The sequence below is a fragment of the Nodularia harveyana UHCC-0300 genome (assembly GCF_034931085.1).
Taxonomy (GTDB): Bacteria; Cyanobacteriota; Cyanobacteriia; order Cyanobacteriales; family Nostocaceae; genus Nodularia; species Nodularia harveyana.
Genome location: NZ_JAYGHG010000030.1, coordinates 16,597 through 32,915, shown reverse-complemented (window position 1 = coordinate 32,915; position 16,319 = coordinate 16,597). Strand labels below are relative to the sequence as shown.

At 42.3% G+C, this 16,319-nt stretch carries 15 protein-coding genes; 8 read left to right on the top strand and 7 right to left on the bottom strand.

Annotated elements, in window-relative coordinates; all coding sequences use genetic code 11:
- The first annotated feature begins 121 nt into the window (after window positions 1-121).
- A complete protein-coding gene (locus VB620_RS16240; RefSeq protein WP_323197198.1) occupies window positions 122-1,588 on the top strand; it encodes an ATP-binding protein in 1,467 nt (488 codons plus the stop codon).
- A gap of 17 nt (window positions 1,589-1,605) precedes the next feature.
- On the opposite strand, the gene VB620_RS16235 is transcribed toward VB620_RS16240, so the two are convergent.
- Window positions 1,606-2,823, bottom strand: a complete 1,218-nt coding sequence (locus VB620_RS16235; RefSeq protein WP_323197197.1) for an RNA-guided endonuclease InsQ/TnpB family protein — start codon at window positions 2,821-2,823, stop codon at window positions 1,606-1,608.
- A gap of 267 nt (window positions 2,824-3,090) precedes the next feature.
- On the bottom strand, window positions 3,091-4,062 hold the full coding sequence (locus VB620_RS16230; protein WP_323197222.1) for a glycosyltransferase family 2 protein: 972 nt from the start codon (window positions 4,060-4,062) through the stop codon (window positions 3,091-3,093).
- Between the two features lie 435 nt (window positions 4,063-4,497).
- On the opposite strand from VB620_RS16230, the gene VB620_RS16225 reads away from it, so the two are divergent.
- Together VB620_RS16225 and VB620_RS16220 are read left to right on the top strand one after the other, a co-directional pair.
- Window positions 4,498-6,675 (top strand): PhoX family protein, encoded by a 2,178-nt coding sequence (locus VB620_RS16225; RefSeq protein ID WP_323197196.1) that lies wholly within the window; start codon window positions 4,498-4,500, stop codon window positions 6,673-6,675.
- A 652-nt stretch (window positions 6,676-7,327) separates the two neighbouring features.
- Window positions 7,328-8,530: an argininosuccinate synthase gene (locus VB620_RS16220; protein WP_323197195.1), complete on the top strand. Its 1,203-nt coding sequence runs from the start codon at window positions 7,328-7,330 to the stop codon at window positions 8,528-8,530.
- A 124-nt stretch (window positions 8,531-8,654) separates the two neighbouring features.
- On the opposite strand, the gene VB620_RS16215 is transcribed toward VB620_RS16220, so the two are convergent.
- On the bottom strand, window positions 8,655-9,284 hold the full coding sequence (locus tag VB620_RS16215; RefSeq protein WP_323197194.1) for a DedA family protein: 630 nt from the start codon (window positions 9,282-9,284) through the stop codon (window positions 8,655-8,657).
- 428 nt (window positions 9,285-9,712) lie between these two features.
- On the opposite strand from VB620_RS16215, the gene VB620_RS16210 reads away from it, so the two are divergent.
- Window positions 9,713-10,063: an STAS domain-containing protein gene (locus VB620_RS16210; RefSeq protein ID WP_323197193.1), complete on the top strand. Its 351-nt coding sequence runs from the start codon at window positions 9,713-9,715 to the stop codon at window positions 10,061-10,063.
- Window positions 10,064-10,218: 155 nt separating this feature from the next.
- Here VB620_RS16210 and VB620_RS16205 read toward each other — a convergent pair whose 3' ends face one another.
- Entirely contained in the window at window positions 10,219-10,779 is a 561-nt protein-coding gene (locus tag VB620_RS16205; RefSeq protein ID WP_323197192.1) for an Npun_F5560 family protein, read from the bottom strand.
- Window positions 10,780-10,975: 196 nt separating this feature from the next.
- Complete coding sequence (gene rpsF / locus VB620_RS16200; protein ID WP_323197191.1) at window positions 10,976-11,314, bottom strand: 30S ribosomal protein S6; 339 nt, start codon at window positions 11,312-11,314, stop codon at window positions 10,976-10,978.
- Window positions 11,315-11,712: 398 nt separating this feature from the next.
- Here rpsF and VB620_RS16195 point away from each other — a divergent pair, with 398 nt between their 5' ends.
- The gene (locus VB620_RS16195; protein ID WP_323197190.1) at window positions 11,713-12,486 is read left to right on the top strand and encodes a fumarylacetoacetate hydrolase family protein; all 774 of its coding nucleotides are present in this window, start codon (window positions 11,713-11,715) and stop codon (window positions 12,484-12,486) included.
- 3 nt (window positions 12,487-12,489) lie between these two features.
- Here the strand turns inward: VB620_RS16195 and VB620_RS16190 are convergent, their stop codons facing one another.
- Together VB620_RS16190 and VB620_RS16185 are read right to left on the bottom strand one after the other, a co-directional pair.
- The gene (locus VB620_RS16190; RefSeq protein ID WP_323197189.1) at window positions 12,490-12,966 is read right to left on the bottom strand and encodes a Tic20 family protein; all 477 of its coding nucleotides are present in this window, start codon (window positions 12,964-12,966) and stop codon (window positions 12,490-12,492) included.
- An 81-nt stretch (window positions 12,967-13,047) separates the two neighbouring features.
- On the bottom strand, window positions 13,048-13,245 hold the full coding sequence (locus tag VB620_RS16185) for a hypothetical protein (protein ID WP_323197188.1): 198 nt from the start codon (window positions 13,243-13,245) through the stop codon (window positions 13,048-13,050).
- A gap of 110 nt (window positions 13,246-13,355) precedes the next feature.
- Between VB620_RS16185 and VB620_RS16180 the strand changes: the two genes are divergently transcribed.
- From VB620_RS16180 to VB620_RS16170, 3 genes are all read left to right on the top strand, one after another.
- On the top strand, window positions 13,356-13,490 hold the full coding sequence (locus VB620_RS16180) for a hypothetical protein (RefSeq protein ID WP_323197187.1): 135 nt from the start codon (window positions 13,356-13,358) through the stop codon (window positions 13,488-13,490).
- Between the two features lie 25 nt (window positions 13,491-13,515).
- The gene (gene glyA, locus VB620_RS16175; protein WP_323197186.1) at window positions 13,516-14,799 is read left to right on the top strand and encodes a serine hydroxymethyltransferase; all 1,284 of its coding nucleotides are present in this window, start codon (window positions 13,516-13,518) and stop codon (window positions 14,797-14,799) included.
- 256 nt (window positions 14,800-15,055) lie between these two features.
- Entirely contained in the window at window positions 15,056-16,312 is a 1,257-nt protein-coding gene (locus VB620_RS16170) for a competence/damage-inducible protein A (protein WP_323197185.1), read from the top strand.
- Window positions 16,313-16,319 lie beyond the last annotated feature (7 nt).

Sequence of the window (16,319 nt, the reverse complement as noted above, 5' to 3'; positions counted from 1 at the left end):
TTATTGCAACTTTATAATTTCTTGATTTTCTGTTTACCTAGCCATTTATCTTCGGCTGATGGAACATAATATGGTAATTATGTATTATGGAAAACATATCCACAAGTGTTTATTCCGGTAAATGGAAAAATCACCAACACCTCAAAACGAAGAAGATAGACTAAAGGCACTTTTAAACTACAATATTCTTGATACCGATTCTGAACAAGCATTCGATGATTTAACAGCTTTAGCTGCCTATATTTGTGGTACTCCCATTGCTTTAGTCAGTTTGATAGATCAAAATCGGCAATGGTTTAAATCAAAAATTGGTCTGGAAGTCACAGAAACACCCAGAGAACAGGCATTTTGCGCTCATACTATATGTCAGCCAGAAGACTTGCTAATTGTGCCAAATGCCTTAAAAGATCCGCGATTTGCTAATAATCCCTTAGTCACATCTGACCCTAACATTAGATTTTATGCAGGCGCACCTCTAGTCACACCTGATGGTTTTGCTATTGGTTCTATATGCGTAATTGATCGTGTACCAAGAGAATTGAGTGCAGAACAAAGTCAAGCATTAGCAGCCTTGAGTCGCCAAGTAATTAGCCAGTTAGAACTAAGAATTAATTTAGCGAAATTAAGAAAAAATATTAGCCACCGTCAACAAGCTGAAAAAAATCTACGTGGGACTAATCACCGGTTGAATCAAGTTATAGAGAAGTTACGACAAACTCAAATCCAACTGATTCAAACTGAAAAAATGTCTTCACTGGGTAATATGGTAGCCGGCATAGCTCATGAAATCAATAATCCCGTTAACTTTATTCATGCTAATCTCAGTTATTTGAAGACCAGTTTTCAAGAATTCATTGACTTACTATCACTTTACAAAAAGCACTGTCCCCAGCCACATCCAGAAATTAAAGCACACTCCGAAACCATAGATGTGAATTTTTTGATTGTAGATTTACCCAATATCTTAGCCTCTATGGAAATGGGCAGTAAGCGCATAGAAAATATAGTTTTGTCTTTACGTAACTTTGCAAGGTTGGATGAATCAGAAAGAAAATTTGTGGATATCCATGAAGGAATTGATAATACCCTATTAATTTTACAGCATAGATTGAATGCTACAAAAACATCTCCAGAAATTCAAGTTATCAAGGAATATGGTAATCTTTCCCAGATAGAATGCTATCCAGCAGAACTGAATCAAACGTTTATGATTATTTTAAATAATGCTATTGATAGCTTAGATAATTTCAGTGAAGCAAACATAAATAATAGCAACTCTCATCCAGATAAAATTCAGAGTCAAAATTTACCAACCACAAAACCAAAAATCCGCATTCGCACCGAAATTTCACCTGAAAATTATGCAGTAGTGCGAATTTATGATAGTGGAACAGGTATTCCAGAAGCAATTCAAAAACAGATATTTGATCCATTTTTTACCACTAAACCTATAGGGAAGGGTACAGGATTAGGACTATCAATCAGCTATCAAATTGTGGTAAAAAAACATGGTGGTAATCTAAAGTATAAAACAAAATTAGGCAAGGGTACTGAGTTTTTCATTGAGATTCCTCTAAACATGAATTAATTGGCTGGTTGACATACTCACCGCCCTGAAAGTGCGGTGATTCTTGACGACTCACTGCAACTAGCTACCGGAGTAGTCTGACAGTCGCTCCTCGTCCGTTTAAGGTCGTGCCGATGCCCCATGCCGACCATTTCTATATTCTTGGAAGCGTTCTCATCCCTGTCGTGTTCAGTGTTGCAATTTAAACACAGCACTGAACGGACAGAAAGATCCACTTTACCCCACCTATACCCACAGCAGGAACAAGTTTGACTGGTAGGTTCCCATCTGTTAATTACTCGGAAATCCCGGTTGAGTTTTTCGGATTTTGCCTCACAAAACACCCGAAACTCCCGCCATCCTTGCAAGCTAATTACCCTGGCAAGTTTACGGTTTTTCACCATCCCTGCCACATTCAAATCTTCCAAAATAATTACTTGATTATCGTTAACCACTTTGGTTGATAATTTGTGCAAAAAATCTTTACGTGTATCCGCGATTTGATTGTGTTGCTTGGCAATTCTGATTCTTATAACTTCACGGCGGTTAGATTTTTTGGGCTGTCTCGCTAATTTGCGTTGTAGTTTACGGATTTTGCGGTCTTTTTGGGAATAATCGGGACTTGATACTTTCTCCCCATTACTCATAACTGCAAAAATTTTAATTCCTAAATCAATACCAATGCTTTGATTTTTGGCATCGCATTGAATAGGTTCTATCTCTACAACAAAGCTAAGAAAATAGCGATTAGCACAATCTTTGATTATTGTAACTGATGTGGGCGCAGACGGTAGTTTCCGTGACCAGATTGGTTTAACGTTGCCAATTTTGGCAAGATATACCTGATTATTCTTAATTGAGAATCCCCCAATTCTAAAACGTGCTGATTGCTTCCCTGTCTTCTTTTTAAACTTGGGTGTACCTACTCTTTTACCTTTTCGTTTACCCTTGAGTGAATCAAAAAAGTTTTTATAAGCAACTCCTAAATCGGCAACGGATTGTTGCAATGGGATGTTAGAAACCTCAGACAGCCATGTTCGTTCTTCAGTTTTTTTAGCTTGCGTAATCACCAACTTTTGCAAGTCGTTGTTACTAGGAAGCTTTGTTGAGCGTACCCCCTCGCCCGCTACGCTAACAGACTGCTTACAAATAGCCAAAGCATCGTTCCAAACTACGCGCACACAACCAAACAACTGAGCTAAAAGCTGTCGCTGTTGGTCTGTTGGGTAGAAACGGAATTGATATCTCGCTTTCACTATTTTTCTTCTAAACCTTGTTATGATTGTATATCATATCAATATACAAAACAATGAATAAAAGTGTATTTTTTCGATTAACTGAGATGGAGCTAGAACATCTTCAAGATTACTGCCTGACAACTGGAAGAACAAAGTCTGATGTGCTTAGGGATTTGATTAGAAAACTAAAAATAAATAAAAAGCCGTCGTAGAACGACGGGGCTTGTATCCCATTATTTTTGGTCAAATAATTGATTTAGATTCCCAGCTATTTGCTATTACATCTCAATTTTGTTCATATTTAGCTTCAGCATAAGCAGCATAAACGCCTTTGACATTATACCAATTGAGAAAAATTCGGGCAATTTCTAAGGCTAACTGGGGTTTACCTAAATTAATTAACCATCGCAAAAAGGGAGCCATTGTCCGCTCATTCAGTGCGCCATTCAGTGAGAGAATCCCCCAAAGTAAACGATGGAACCAAGTCATTTGAATCATCATTCGTACTTCCCAAGAGGGATGCTTTTGATAAAATAAAACTCCCATGCGTCCCCGTTGAATTTCTTGGTCAATCAAACGGGGAATTTGCTCTAAATTAAAAGGTGGATGCCAATGGTAGCCAACAGCTTCTGGACATTTAATCAATTTTAGTCCTAGTTTTTTTAGTCTGACACCTAATTCTAAATCTTCCCACCCATAGAGTTGGAAACTGTTATCAAACAGTCCCGCTTTTTCTAGCCAATGCTTAGGGATGGCTACGTTACCTGTGGCAAAAAAAGCTGCGGAAAAATCTGTGATTTTATAAGGTTCTGCGGTGGGTTGATCGAAATTGCAAGTATTAATCACTGCACCGTAAGTAAAAAAGCGATCGCTACTCAAATTTTCCCTTCCCACAACTAAAGCATCTGCGTGAGCTTGCAGAAAATTCGGCAGCACAATTAAATCACTATCAATAAAAATAATTGTGTCTCCCAGTGCTTTCTCTACCCCCAAATTACGCGCCGCAGCAGGTCCGGCGTGGTCTTGCTCAAAACATCGCACATGGGGAAAATCTGCTTTATGTGCCGCTAACCATTCTAATGTGCCATCGGTAGAACCATCATCTACCAAGACAATTTCGTAATCAGTCACTGGACTTGATGAACTCAACTCCTGTACCTCCAAAGCGCGGAGGCACTTTTCTAAAATCGGCTGGCGATTGTAAGTCGGTATAACAACGCTGAAAAACACAGTCTCACCCACAACAGTATTATCGATCTCCAGCATAGGACAGCAGAGTGATAAACACTGTTCCTGAACTAGATTCATTACTCCAAAACTACGGAAGGCGGTATTTGATACAAAAAAGCTGCAATTTAGAGAATGTTTGAAATTATTAGCAATACCTTAGCCATTGTTATTAGCAATCAATATTTGAGCTAAAAACTACTGGTTGATAAATTCAAATTAATCAATATATAACCTAATCTTAATGCTTATTAACTAAATTGTGATTAATTAAACAAATCTTATGTGGGTGAGCAATAAACATCAGTTGGAACCTGTGATCAACTACAGGTAACTGATTACTGAAAAGTTCCGCAAGCATCAGAGTAATTTCTCTTTGTAGACTTTTTTAAAAAATAAATTGCTCTTCCCAGTAAGAAATTAACTCAACAGTAACTGTGTAAGCATTAAACGGAGTCCGTCTCAATGAAAGGTAAACTTCATCCCAAGAACAATATCACCATCAACCCATCCCGTAACGAGTCAATTCTAGACGTGATTGGGCGCGTAAATATGAAGCGCAGACGTTTCATGCTCACAACTGTAGGTACATCAGCCCTAACTGTATTAGGGGATATTTCTCTGAGTGGTTTTCTCAAAACTGTCGCAGCTGCCACAGTTCCAGCCGGACTAGGCTTCGGTGGTATTGGTTTTGAGAGTATCGAGCCAAATCTCCGCAACCCAGACACAGGACTATTAGAAAAGGATCTTGTCAGTGTTCCTCCAGGTTACACAGCCAAGGTCTTATCTGCATGGGGTGATCCGATTATGCCCGGTGCGCCACAGTGGCTACCCAATGCTTCCCAAAATGCAGCAGCACAGGAAAAGCAAGTGGGAATGAATCATGATGGGATGCACTTCTTTCCTCTGTTCGGAAAAACTTACCTCGCCCAGACATCGGGATTGCAAGTACCTCTGGAAAGCATCATCCACAATTATCAAGGACTACTCTGCGTTAACCACGAGTATACCCAAGAACAGTTCCTGCATCCGGGTGGTAATGCGGTTAATAACACCGTAATGACAATTGAAAAAGCCAGGAAGTCTCAGGCGGCTCACGGCGTATCTATTCAAGAGATATCAAAAAGCAGATTCACTAATAACTGGAGTGTAAATCGTAATTCCCGCTATGGTCGCCGCATCACAGCCAACACGGAGATGCGAGTCTCTGGGGCTGCGGCTGGAGATGCGCTGTTGAAATCCAAGAAATTCTCCATTCAACCTAATGGATCATTTGAAATTGGAATCAACGATGGCTTCACCGCTTATGGGACTATCAACAACTGTGCTAATGGCATCACACCCTGGGGTACTTACCTCACCTGCGAAGAGAACTTTCAAGGGTATTTTGCTAACCCGAATCCAGATATTGTAGAAGTTCCAGGTCTGGAGGATAAATCGGCAGATATCCGCAATGGACAGAGACGATACGGTATTCCCTCAGCCTCTAATACTTATCGGTGGCCTGAAGTTGATCCACGCTTTGATGCTTATAACAATCCTCTGGAACCCCATTTATTCGGCTGGATAGTGGAGATTGATCCTTATGATTCCCGAAGTAAACCAGTGAAGCGCACTTCTATGGGTCGATTCAGACATGAAAGCGCTCAATATGTTGTTGATGACAACAACCATTTGGCTTACTATATGGGTGACGACAACGTAAACGAGTATATTTATAAGTTTGTTTGCTCTGGAAAATACAATCCTAATTTTCGTGCTGCGAATAGTAACTTACTTGACGAGGGTACTCTCTACGTTGCCAAGTTCAATGACGATGGTACTGGTGAATGGCTACCTCTGGTCTACGGTGAGGGTGAACTGACTCCAGAGAATGGATTTAATAGCCAGGCTGAAGTATTGATTAAGACCAGACAGGCTGGGGATAGAGTGGGGGCGACGATGATGGACCGCCCAGAGTGGACTGGTGTCCGCCCCCGCATCGGTGGATTTGCAGAAATTGAAGTTTACTGCACATTGACAAATAATAGTCGTCGCGGCACAGATCCAGCCTCAGTGAATAATGCAGATGGTACAACTCCTGGGGGTTCGGCTCGTCCTCCGGTTGATAATGCTAACCCACGTGCTAACAATACTTATGGTCATGTGATTCGTTGGCGGGAGACAGGACGCACTGTGACAGCTACGACATTCAATTGGGATATTTTCGTTTTGGGTGGCGATAAACTTGACCCCGACCCGGATCGTCAAGGTAATATCAATGGTGACGACTTCGGCGCACCAGATGGTCTGTGGTTCGACTACTACGGTCGTCTGTGGATTCAAACTGACCAGGCGGGTAATGGTACTGGTAGCTATGCCAACATTGGTAGCAACTCCATGCTTTGTGCTAATCCTAATGACCCTAGAGAAGTGAGACTGTTTTTAACCAGCCCTACGGATTGTGAAGTTACTGGTATTACTACTACACCTGATCATCGCACTATGTTTGTGAATATTCAGCATCCAGGGGATGACGCTAGTACTGACAATCCTAACAGCAGAAGCAACTGGCCAAATAGTCAAGGTTATGGTCCTGCTGGTCGTCCTCGTTCGGCAACTGTGGTGATTACCCGCGATGATGGGGGAATTATTGGCGCGTAATTTTTGATCAATCACTAGGTCTGACTTCTGGGGAAATTTCTCACTCTCTGAAAGGATGGGGAATTTCCCGGAGTTAGTTGGATCTGATTTTTTACCGAAGAAATGGGTTTGAGGTTCCCCGTCGTTCTACGACGGCTTTTAATTTATTAGTATACCAAGATGCTGCTATACTAATCGTAGTGGAAAGGTAATCAACCACTTAAAAAACCTAGCTGTCGAAAGACAAAGCACTGATAGCGGTAGCGTGGCTTTAGCCATACCTTGATAATTAAACGGCAGTTGCTCTAATTGGGGAAACCCCAAGACCGCACTGCCTCATCTATGCGGTTCTACTGCATTATTCTAGTTTCCTCCTAGCAGTAGGTAAAAGATTTATAGGGGCTAGACTTGTGTTGAGCGAAGTCGAAACACGAATCAGCATTATTTTGAAACAAATCGTTTCAAACAAAACAGGACTTGCACTCATGCAAATAGGGTAGGGCATACCCGAATTAACGCTTGGGGAGAATCCCACCTCTGGTCTAGATGACGCAAGGACTCTAGGCTAAGTGGTTTCGTTGAACCAAGAATCCCCGTCGATTTATCGCGGGGAGTGTCAACTGCATATCATATAATAATGACTCATTCTTTGTTTTTCTAGTTGGAGAAACCAATGGGTCGCGCTAAAAAGGTTGTCTTGGCATATTCTGGGGGCGTGGATACTTCCGTTTGTATCCCCTATCTGAAACATGAGTGGGGTGTAGAAGAAGTGATTACCCTTGCAGCAGATTTAGGTCAGGGAGATGAATTAGAGCCAGTCAGAGAAAAAGCGCTGAATTCGGGTGCAAGTGAGTCTTTAGTGGCTGACGTTAAAGAGAGTTTTGTGAAAGATTATGCTTTTGCAGCAATTCAAGCAAATGCTCTCTACGAAAATCGTTATCCTTTGGGGACGGCTCTGGCTCGTCCGTTAATTGCTAAGGTGTTAGTAGACGCGGCACATAAATATGGTGCTGATGCGATCGCCCACGGTTGCACTGGTAAAGGTAATGATCAGGTACGTTTTGATGTGGCTTGTGCCGCTCTTGATCCCAACTTGAAGATCCTCGCACCCGCTAGAGAATGGGGGATGAGTCGGGAGGAAACTATCGCTTATGGTGAAAAATTTGGCATCCCTTCGCCGGTGAAAAAGTCTTCTCCCTACAGCATTGATAAAAATTTACTGGGTCGTAGTATTGAAGCTGGTATTCTGGAAGATCCAGCAGTTGAGCCGCTAGAAGAAATCTATGAAATGACTAAGGCGATCGCTGATACGCCCAACGAACCGGAGTATATTGAAATTGGTTTTACACGGGGTATTCCCACCAGTCTTAACGGTACAGCCAAAAACCCGGTTGAGCTAATTGAACAACTCAATCAAGTTGTGGGAAATCATGGTATCGGGCGGATAGATATGATGGAAAACCGCTTAGTAGGTATCAAATCGCGGGAAATCTACGAATCACCAGCTATGTTAGTGCTGATTCAGGCACACCGAGATTTAGAAAGTCTGACTTTGACCGCAGATGTCACCCATTACAAGCGAGGTATTGAAGAGAGTTATACTCAAATCGTTTATAACGGTCTGTGGTACAGTCCACTGAAAAGCGCGTTAGATGCTTTTATTCAAAATACACAAGAAAGAGTTGTAGGAACTGTACGGGTAAAACTTTTTAAAGGTAATGCTAGTGTAGTCGGGCGTTGGAGTGACAATTCACTTTATAGCCCAGATTTGGCAACCTATGGATCTGAAGACCAATTCGACCATAAAGCTGCTGAAGGCTTCATTTATGTTTGGGGTTTACCCACTCGCATTTGGGCGCAGCAAGGTAGAAGTTAGGGAGTAGGGAGTGGGAAGAGGCAAGGGGGTAGGGAGCAGGGAGCAGGGGAGAATAGGAAAGATCGTGATCTTATCTCTGTGTCATCAGTGATGATTACCATCTTTATTTTACCCCTGCTTCTTCTTAATCCTCGGCGATATGTTTCACCTGGCGAGACTCTAACCAGATGGGGATAGCAATAACTGCTACCAGAATCAGTAAAGCGGCGATCGCAAATTTACTCACCCACGCCACTAGTTCTTCTAGAGAGACAACTCTACCAGCGAAGAAAGCTAAAGTTACCATCACACTAGCCCAAGTGGTTGCTCCTGCTAAGTTATAAAAAAAGAATTTGCCGAAAGGCATTTCAGCTATACCAGCTAGTGGAGCCGCAAAAATTCGTAAAAATGCGAAAAATCTCCCAAAAAATACAGCTTTAGTGGCATTTTCACTAAATTGAGTTTTAATATTCAAAAACCGTTCATCGGAAATCCGAAAGATTTTCCCTATTTTTACCAAAAAAGGCCAACCGCCGAATTTACCAATCCAATAGCCGCAAGTACCACCAATCACCGCACCGGCAACAGCATCACTCAGAACTAACCAATAGTTAAGTTCTTCACTACCAGCGAGAAATCCGCCCACTAAGGTCACGGTTTCACCAGGAATGGGAATGCCCAAATTTTCTAGCAAAATGCCCAAAAAAATTGCCAAGTAACCATATTGATCAGCAAATTCTTGGATGCTTTCTAGTGAAATCAGATCAAGAGACATCCCGTACCACCGCGTTTACAATTTTTTACCTTTTATATATCTTGGCTCTTCTATGGGCGGGGTGTCAATCAATCCGCTACGAGGAGTCATGAGCGATCGCCACATGGTGTTGTTGATTATTTTGTAGTGGCTAGCACAAATACATCGTTAATGCTATATAATATATAGTTTTTATGAAAAATTCATCAAAATTCTGGTTAAATATAAAAATCTGATAAAAGATACGGTTGATACCGAAATTGTCAAGGGTTTATGCCTAAACTTAAGGGAGTTAACATAAAATATACGACATAAATACTGAAGTAAATTGTCTCAACCGCAGGGCTGTAACTTGCTCAAAATTAAACAGTAATTTTGCCGTTGACACTGAATCAGTATTGATGTCAAATTTCTGTTCTTTTACTTTTTCCAACTACTTAACTAAATTCATGACTATCTCACAAGATAAAGTGGTTTTATTCAAGCCCCAAGGCAGTATCGATTTACAGGGTGGAATGGCTTTTAGCCAAAAGATGCTGGAGGTAACACCCCAGGCTGATCAACTCTGGGTAATTGATCTGTCAGAAGTAGATTTCATGGACAGCACAGGATTAGTCCCATTAATTAATGGACTAACATCTGCACGTGAAAGTGGTTGTCGTCTAGTTTTGTGCAACGTGCAAACTCCGGTCAGATTAATTTTGGAACTAACACAACTAGATTCAGTGTTTGAAATTTTCGATAGTTATGATGATATTTTTACCGAATGTAATGATAAAAATCTGGCACTAGCAAGCTAATTTACCTCTGTAGAGACGATCATTTAGTAGGTAAACTGCCACTAAAAACTTACTAGAATTGACCACTTCCCAAAAGGCAAGTGGTTTATTTTTGTCTCAGGATATTATGCCCCAATTAAAGCCACGAGGGGGTGAATAATTCCCCCAAACAGCTATCAGGCATTCTGGATATGAGAAATCTGATTATTCTCAGATAGTGGGCGGCCAAAACTTGGTAAATCAATACCACTATGACTCGCCGTGCGAGTTTTTATAGCTAAACGGTAACTTACACTTTGCAGTTCTGCTTGTAGTTTGCGGTTCTCCCGTTGTAGCATTGCTACTTTTTCTCTAACCGGAGCCATCCGCTCCTCAAACTTACGACGGTAAATTTGCGGTAACTCTTGTACAACTTGCTCTAACATCCGACTGCGATCGCTTAGTTCTTGTACTGACTGGCGCAGTTGATAAATTTCGGTATCACGAGTGGTAATTTGTTCTTGATAGAACGTTACCTGTTGCTCAACTGCTTGCAATTGTTCGTGCAATGCTTGCAATTGACTCAGGTCAAATTCAGGTTCCGAGCGCTGCTGCATAAAGTTAGTGTTACCCTTTACCAGCCGGAAGAGTTCTTGAGATAGCTGCTGCACTAATTGATCACGAAGCTGCAATTCTTGGCGCAGCTGCGATACTTCGGTAGAGAGCGCTTGGATGTTGGGTGTGTCAGTTTGGCTCACAGTGGCTTACAGCTCCCATTCACGAATGCTTATCGAATCTTAGGTATAACTGCGATGGTACTGCTTTTAGCAAATAATTGTTAATTTAGCATTCCCAACTCAACCCAAAAAATGGCATATAGTCAAAATTTTTTGAGATTTTTGACTGAGTAATGAGTTAACAAAACTCACTACCCAGCACTACTAAGTCAGAAGTTTAGGCAGAAACCGGAACTGCTTCTTCTGCTTCTTCTGCTGTTTCTTCTGGTAAATCCTGCTTGATTGTCAAGTAGCGAATTACTTCTTCACTCAAACGCATAGCACGTTCCATGGGAGCGATCGCCGCTCCGCCACCAGTGTAGTTCATTTGAACGTAGATGCCATCCCGATGCTTTTTAATTTCATAAGCTAGGCGACGTTTACCGCGATTCTGAATTTCTATATTTTCTGCACCTTGTTCGGTGAGAAAGTTCTGATATTTAGTAATCGCTTGCTCTACCTGTTCCTCTCCTAGATCAGGACGGAGAATGTAAATTGTTTCGTAAACTATAGACATGATTTTAAGTCACCTTATGGACGAATGGGCTGCTGATGTGATTTTATACAGAAGTACAATAAAAGATACTACCAATAATCAACATCTCAGCAACAAGGAACTATAATCTTACCAGTTTTCAATTTAAATCATTAGCTAAATCCACCAAATTCGCATTTTTCATAAAAAGCTACCTTTAGGGCGATGAGGGAGTCAGCCCATCCACGGCTTAAAAGCCCTGATATTACTAGAAAAGCTGGTTGAGCAGTGAAACTATCAACGAAGCTCAGGGGGTAGTACAGGTAAACTTTCTGAATTGAGAATGTAGTGATCAGTCTGAGGATAAAGCCTACCACAGAATGAAGATTGCTACCTGCTAACAGCTTTTAATCGCAGAAAAAAGGATATTAATCAAGGTTATGGCGCAGCGCTATGTGCGAGTTCAAAATCTAGAAGGGAAGATTTACTATGGATTGCTACAACTATCCCTGAATGTGCAGGTGCTAGATGCTCCACCGTGGTTACAAGGAAAACCCACCGATTTAATTCTAGAGCCAGAAAATTACGAAATTCTTACTCCCTGTTCGCCCTCGAAGGTTGTGGCGGTAGGGAAGAATTATACAGACCATGCGGCAGAAATGGGCAGCACAGTCCCCAAAGAACCATTAATATTTCTGAAGCCGTCAACTTCGCTGATTGCTACGGAAACAGAGATTATGTATCCTCCCCAGTCTCAACGGGTAGATTACGAAGGTGAGTTGGCATTGGTGATTGGCGATCGCACTTGTGACTGCACAATAGAAGAAGCCCAAACCAAAATATGGGGCTATACCATCGCTAACGATGTCACGGCGCGGGATTTACAACAAAAGGATAGCCAATGGACTCGCGCCAAAGGTTTTGATACATTTTGTCCTCTAGGCCCTTGGATTGTCCGAGAATTAAATCCTGGGGCAAGATTACAGACCTTTTTAAATGAGGATACTATCCCTGTGCAATCTGCCGGTATTGATCAGATGGTGTTTCCCCCTGATGCTCTAGTGTCGTACATTAGTCAGGTGATGACACTATTACCAGGCGACGTGGTATTAACTGGTACGCCAATGGGTGTTGGTCCACTGCATTTAGGCGATCGCATCCGAGTAGAAATTGAAGGTATTGGTCGCCTAGAAAACAAGGTGGCTAGGCGATAACAATTAACGAACCTGCATATGCACCGCGTCAGAAATTGCCGGAATTTCTGCATAACGCCCAAACAAGGATTGGGCAACCGAATAGACAACTGCTGCTACTATGCCGATAAAGATGGTGTTGGAAATGGTTTCAATAGCAAAGCCAGTACCAGGAACCGAACCGATAACTTGCCGTATTATTTGACACAAAAATAACACAATGTCCAAAAGAATGGCCTGCATAGTGTTAAAACGAATGAAGTGACTAATTCTTTCGTTTCTGACCACTAAAAAGAATAGGGCAAAGAATATAATCAGGCTGGAAAAAGGGATACTGCTATAAAGTCCCGCTATGGGAATCAAAGGGATAAATAGCAACCCAATGACTGGAAACTGTCTCAACAAAAAGCTACCAAAGGCTAGACCTTCAATCAGGGGTAGTAAATAAGGTAAACAGGCAAAAATCCGGTCGGAAACCGTTGTAGACCCGCGCCAAGTCATTGTGCGTTCTCCTCTGGCTAAAATTTAAGACTTCTTCAGCTTAGGATAACGCAGTTGCTTTGTGTTGCTGATAGATTTTAATTATTCTATATTGGCAATTCGGAAACCCATCAGACATTTATATTGTGCTGGTTGCTGTGCATTGAGTTGGCGAATTGCTTCACCGCATCGCAGTTGACCCCCACGCCAACGGGGTTGACCGCTACCATCAGCCAGTAAACAAGATTGGCAAACTTGCGCCGGGACAAGGATTTGATTATCCATTAAAATAACTAACATCGCTAACCCTCCTGTAAGTTTTTATTATTACCCTCAAAATTGCCCAGAAATATTTAACACTATCCCCCATATCACGATGAAAGTGTAAAATTTAAGGTTCAGGCAAAAACGTGACGATAATTAACGCATTAGTCGGACTGACATTTAATCATCAGTCGAGACTCAACGTTAGTCGTCAGCAGTCAGAACTATTAAGGGTAAAAATTGACTTAGGTAAAATGCCAAGTTCAAACTTACCGTTGTAAAAATTTCCCCCAAGGATAAATTTAAGTGACTAGAACTAATTCTGAATTTTTGGCTAACTCCGATCCCGCGATCGCCGAATTAATTAACCAAGAACTACAGCGCCAACGGGACCACCTAGAGTTAATTGCTAGTGAAAACTTTACCTCAGCTGCTGTACTAGCCGCCCAAGGTTCTGTATTGACTAATAAATACGCCGAAGGATTACCAGGTAAGCGTTATTACGGTGGTTGTGAATTTGTCGATCAAGTCGAACAAATCGCCATAGACAGAGCTAAACAGCTATTTGGTGCGGCTCACGCCAATGTCCAACCCCATTCCGGCGCTCAGGCCAATTTTGCAGTTTTCCTAACATTACTGCAACCCGGTGACAAAATCATGGGGATGGATTTGTCTCATGGTGGACACCTCACCCACGGTTCACCTGTAAATGTATCCGGTAAGTGGTTTGAAGTTTGCCATTACGGTGTCAGCAAAGAAACCCAAGAGCTAGACTACGAACAAATCCGAGAGCAGGCGCTAAGGGAGCGTCCCAAGCTCTTAATTTGTGGATATTCTGCTTATCCCCGTGTAATTGATTTTGCCAAATTCCGCAGCATTGCTGATGAAGTCGGGGCTTACTTACTGGCAGATATTGCCCATATCGCTGGTTTAGTGGCGAGCGGTTTACATCCTAACCCAATTCCTTACTGTGATGTCGTCACAACCACAACTCATAAAACCCTCCGTGGTCCCCGTGGGGGGCTGATTTTGACCCGCGATGCCGAATTAGGCAAAAAGCTGGATAAATCCGTATTTCCCGGCACTCAAGGCGGTCCCCTAGAACACGTAATTGCAGGGAAAGCAGTAGCTTTTGGAGAAGCACTGAAGCCAGAATTTAAAGAGTATTCGGCCCAAGTGATTGAGAACGCCCGCGCTTTGGCAAAACAACTCCAAAGTCGTGGTTTAAAAATAGTGTCAAATGGTACAGATAATCATTTGATGTTAGTAGATTTACAGAATATTGGACTGACCGGGAAGCAAGGCGATCAACTGATGAGTGGCGTAAATATCACCGCTAACAAAAATACAGTTCCCTTTGACCCACAATCTCCATTTGTAACTAGTGGTCTACGGTTAGGTTCTCCAGCCATGACGACACGGGGCATGGGTGTTACAGAATTTACCGAGATTGGGAATATTATCGCTGACAGATTGCTGTCGCCTGAATCTGATACAGTCACCCAAGATTGTCGCCAACGGGTAGCCGCATTGTGCGATCGCTTCCCCTTATACCCACATCTCCAAATTCCCGTACCAGCCTTAGCTTAAATCAGTTGACAGTAAACAGTTATCAGTGATCAACGCTGAAAAACATCTAGTTTGCATATTTCAATTAGATTAAACTCTTGTGGGGTGGGCATACTTCAACATACTTCGACTTCGCTCAGTACAAGTCTCTCAGTACAAGTCTTGCCCGCCCATGTTCCAGCGATGATGATAAAGGTCTCTTAATTTTGACTTCCTCACCAGAGACAAAATCGGGTTACTGTAAAATACAGGCCTTTCTCCCTTCCCTTTCATCTCAATGAGCGCAGAAATCATTTGTGTTGGTACAGAACTCCTGCTAGGGGATATCCTCAACAGTAACTCCCAATATTTAGCCCAACAACTAGCCCAACTAGGGATACCCCACTACTATCAAACAGTGGTAGGCGATAACCCAGAAAGATTAAAACAAGTTATAGAAATTGCTATATCCAGAGCGCAAATTCTGATTTTTACTGGTGGTCTTGGTCCCACACCAGACGACCTCACCTGCGAAACCATAGCCGATTTTTTTGGCGTTCCCTTGATAGAAGATCCAGAAATCATTGAAGATATAACTGAGAAATTCGCCCAACGGGGTCGGGTCATGTCCCCCACTAACCGCAAACAAGCATTAATTCCCCAAGGTGCAGATATTTTACCCAACCCCACTGGTACAGCACCGGGGATTATTTGGCAACCGCGCCCCGAAATCACAATTTTCACCTTTCCTGGTGTCCCGTCAGAAATGCATCGGATGTGGACAGATACAGCAGTCCCTTATCTGAAAAACCAAGGCTGGGGACAGGAGATTATTTACAGCCGGAGTTTAAGGTTTTGGGGAATTGGTGAATCTGCATTAGCAGAAAAAGTTGCGCCTTACTTTAATTTACCTAATCCCACAGTCGCGCCTTATGCGGGTAAGGGTGAAGTGAGATTACGCATTTCCGCCAAAGCTGATTCGGAAACGGCGGCTGAGGCTTTAATTTCACCTGTGGAAAAACAGCTAAAAGATATTGCTGGCTTAGATTATTACGGTGCTGATGATCAGACTTTAGCTGCTGTTGTGGGTAATTTGTTGCGTTTATCAGGGGAAACGTTATCAGTAGCAGAGTCCTGTACTGGTGGTGGTTTGGGACAAATGTTAACTGATATTTCTGGGAGTTCCGATTATTTTTGGGGTGGGGTAATTTCTTATGATAATTCGGTGAAGGTGGGGTTACTGGGAGTTAACCCGGAGGATTTAGATAAATTTGGGGCGGTGAGTGCTACTGTTGCAGAACAGATGGCGATGGGGGTAAAAACCCGCCTTTCTACGTCTTGGGGTTTAAGTGTCACGGGTATTGCTGGCCCCAGTGGGGGAACGGAGACTAAGCCAGTGGGTTTAGTTTATATCGGTTTAGCTAGTCCAACTAATGAAGTTACCAGTTTTGAGTATCGGTTTGGGGGAATGCGGGGACGTAGTTTAATTCGTTATGTGAGTGCTAACGCGGCTTTGGATTTGTTGCGACGTAAATTGGTAGTTCGTAATTCGTAATTCGTAG

Bases quoted from the DNA above. Each gene is read 5' to 3' on its own strand.
- rpsF (WP_323197191.1), bottom strand. From the start codon at position 11,314: ATGTCTATAGTTTACGAAACAATTTACATTCTCCGTCCTGATCTAGGA.
- VB620_RS16240 (WP_323197198.1), top strand. From the start codon at position 122: ATGGAAAAATCACCAACACCTCAAAACGAAGAAGATAGACTAAAGGCA.
- VB620_RS16215 (WP_323197194.1), bottom strand. From the start codon at position 9,284: ATGTCTCTTGATCTGATTTCACTAGAAAGCATCCAAGAATTTGCTGAT.
- VB620_RS16195 (WP_323197190.1), top strand. From the start codon at position 11,713: ATGGCGCAGCGCTATGTGCGAGTTCAAAATCTAGAAGGGAAGATTTAC.
- VB620_RS16210 (WP_323197193.1), top strand. From the start codon at position 9,713: ATGACTATCTCACAAGATAAAGTGGTTTTATTCAAGCCCCAAGGCAGT.
- VB620_RS16220 (WP_323197195.1), top strand. From the start codon at position 7,328: ATGGGTCGCGCTAAAAAGGTTGTCTTGGCATATTCTGGGGGCGTGGAT.
- VB620_RS16190 (WP_323197189.1), bottom strand. From the start codon at position 12,966: ATGACTTGGCGCGGGTCTACAACGGTTTCCGACCGGATTTTTGCCTGT.
- VB620_RS16185 (WP_323197188.1), bottom strand. From the start codon at position 13,245: ATGTTAGTTATTTTAATGGATAATCAAATCCTTGTCCCGGCGCAAGTT.
- VB620_RS16225 (WP_323197196.1), top strand. From the start codon at position 4,498: ATGAAAGGTAAACTTCATCCCAAGAACAATATCACCATCAACCCATCC.
- VB620_RS16170 (WP_323197185.1), top strand. From the start codon at position 15,056: ATGAGCGCAGAAATCATTTGTGTTGGTACAGAACTCCTGCTAGGGGAT.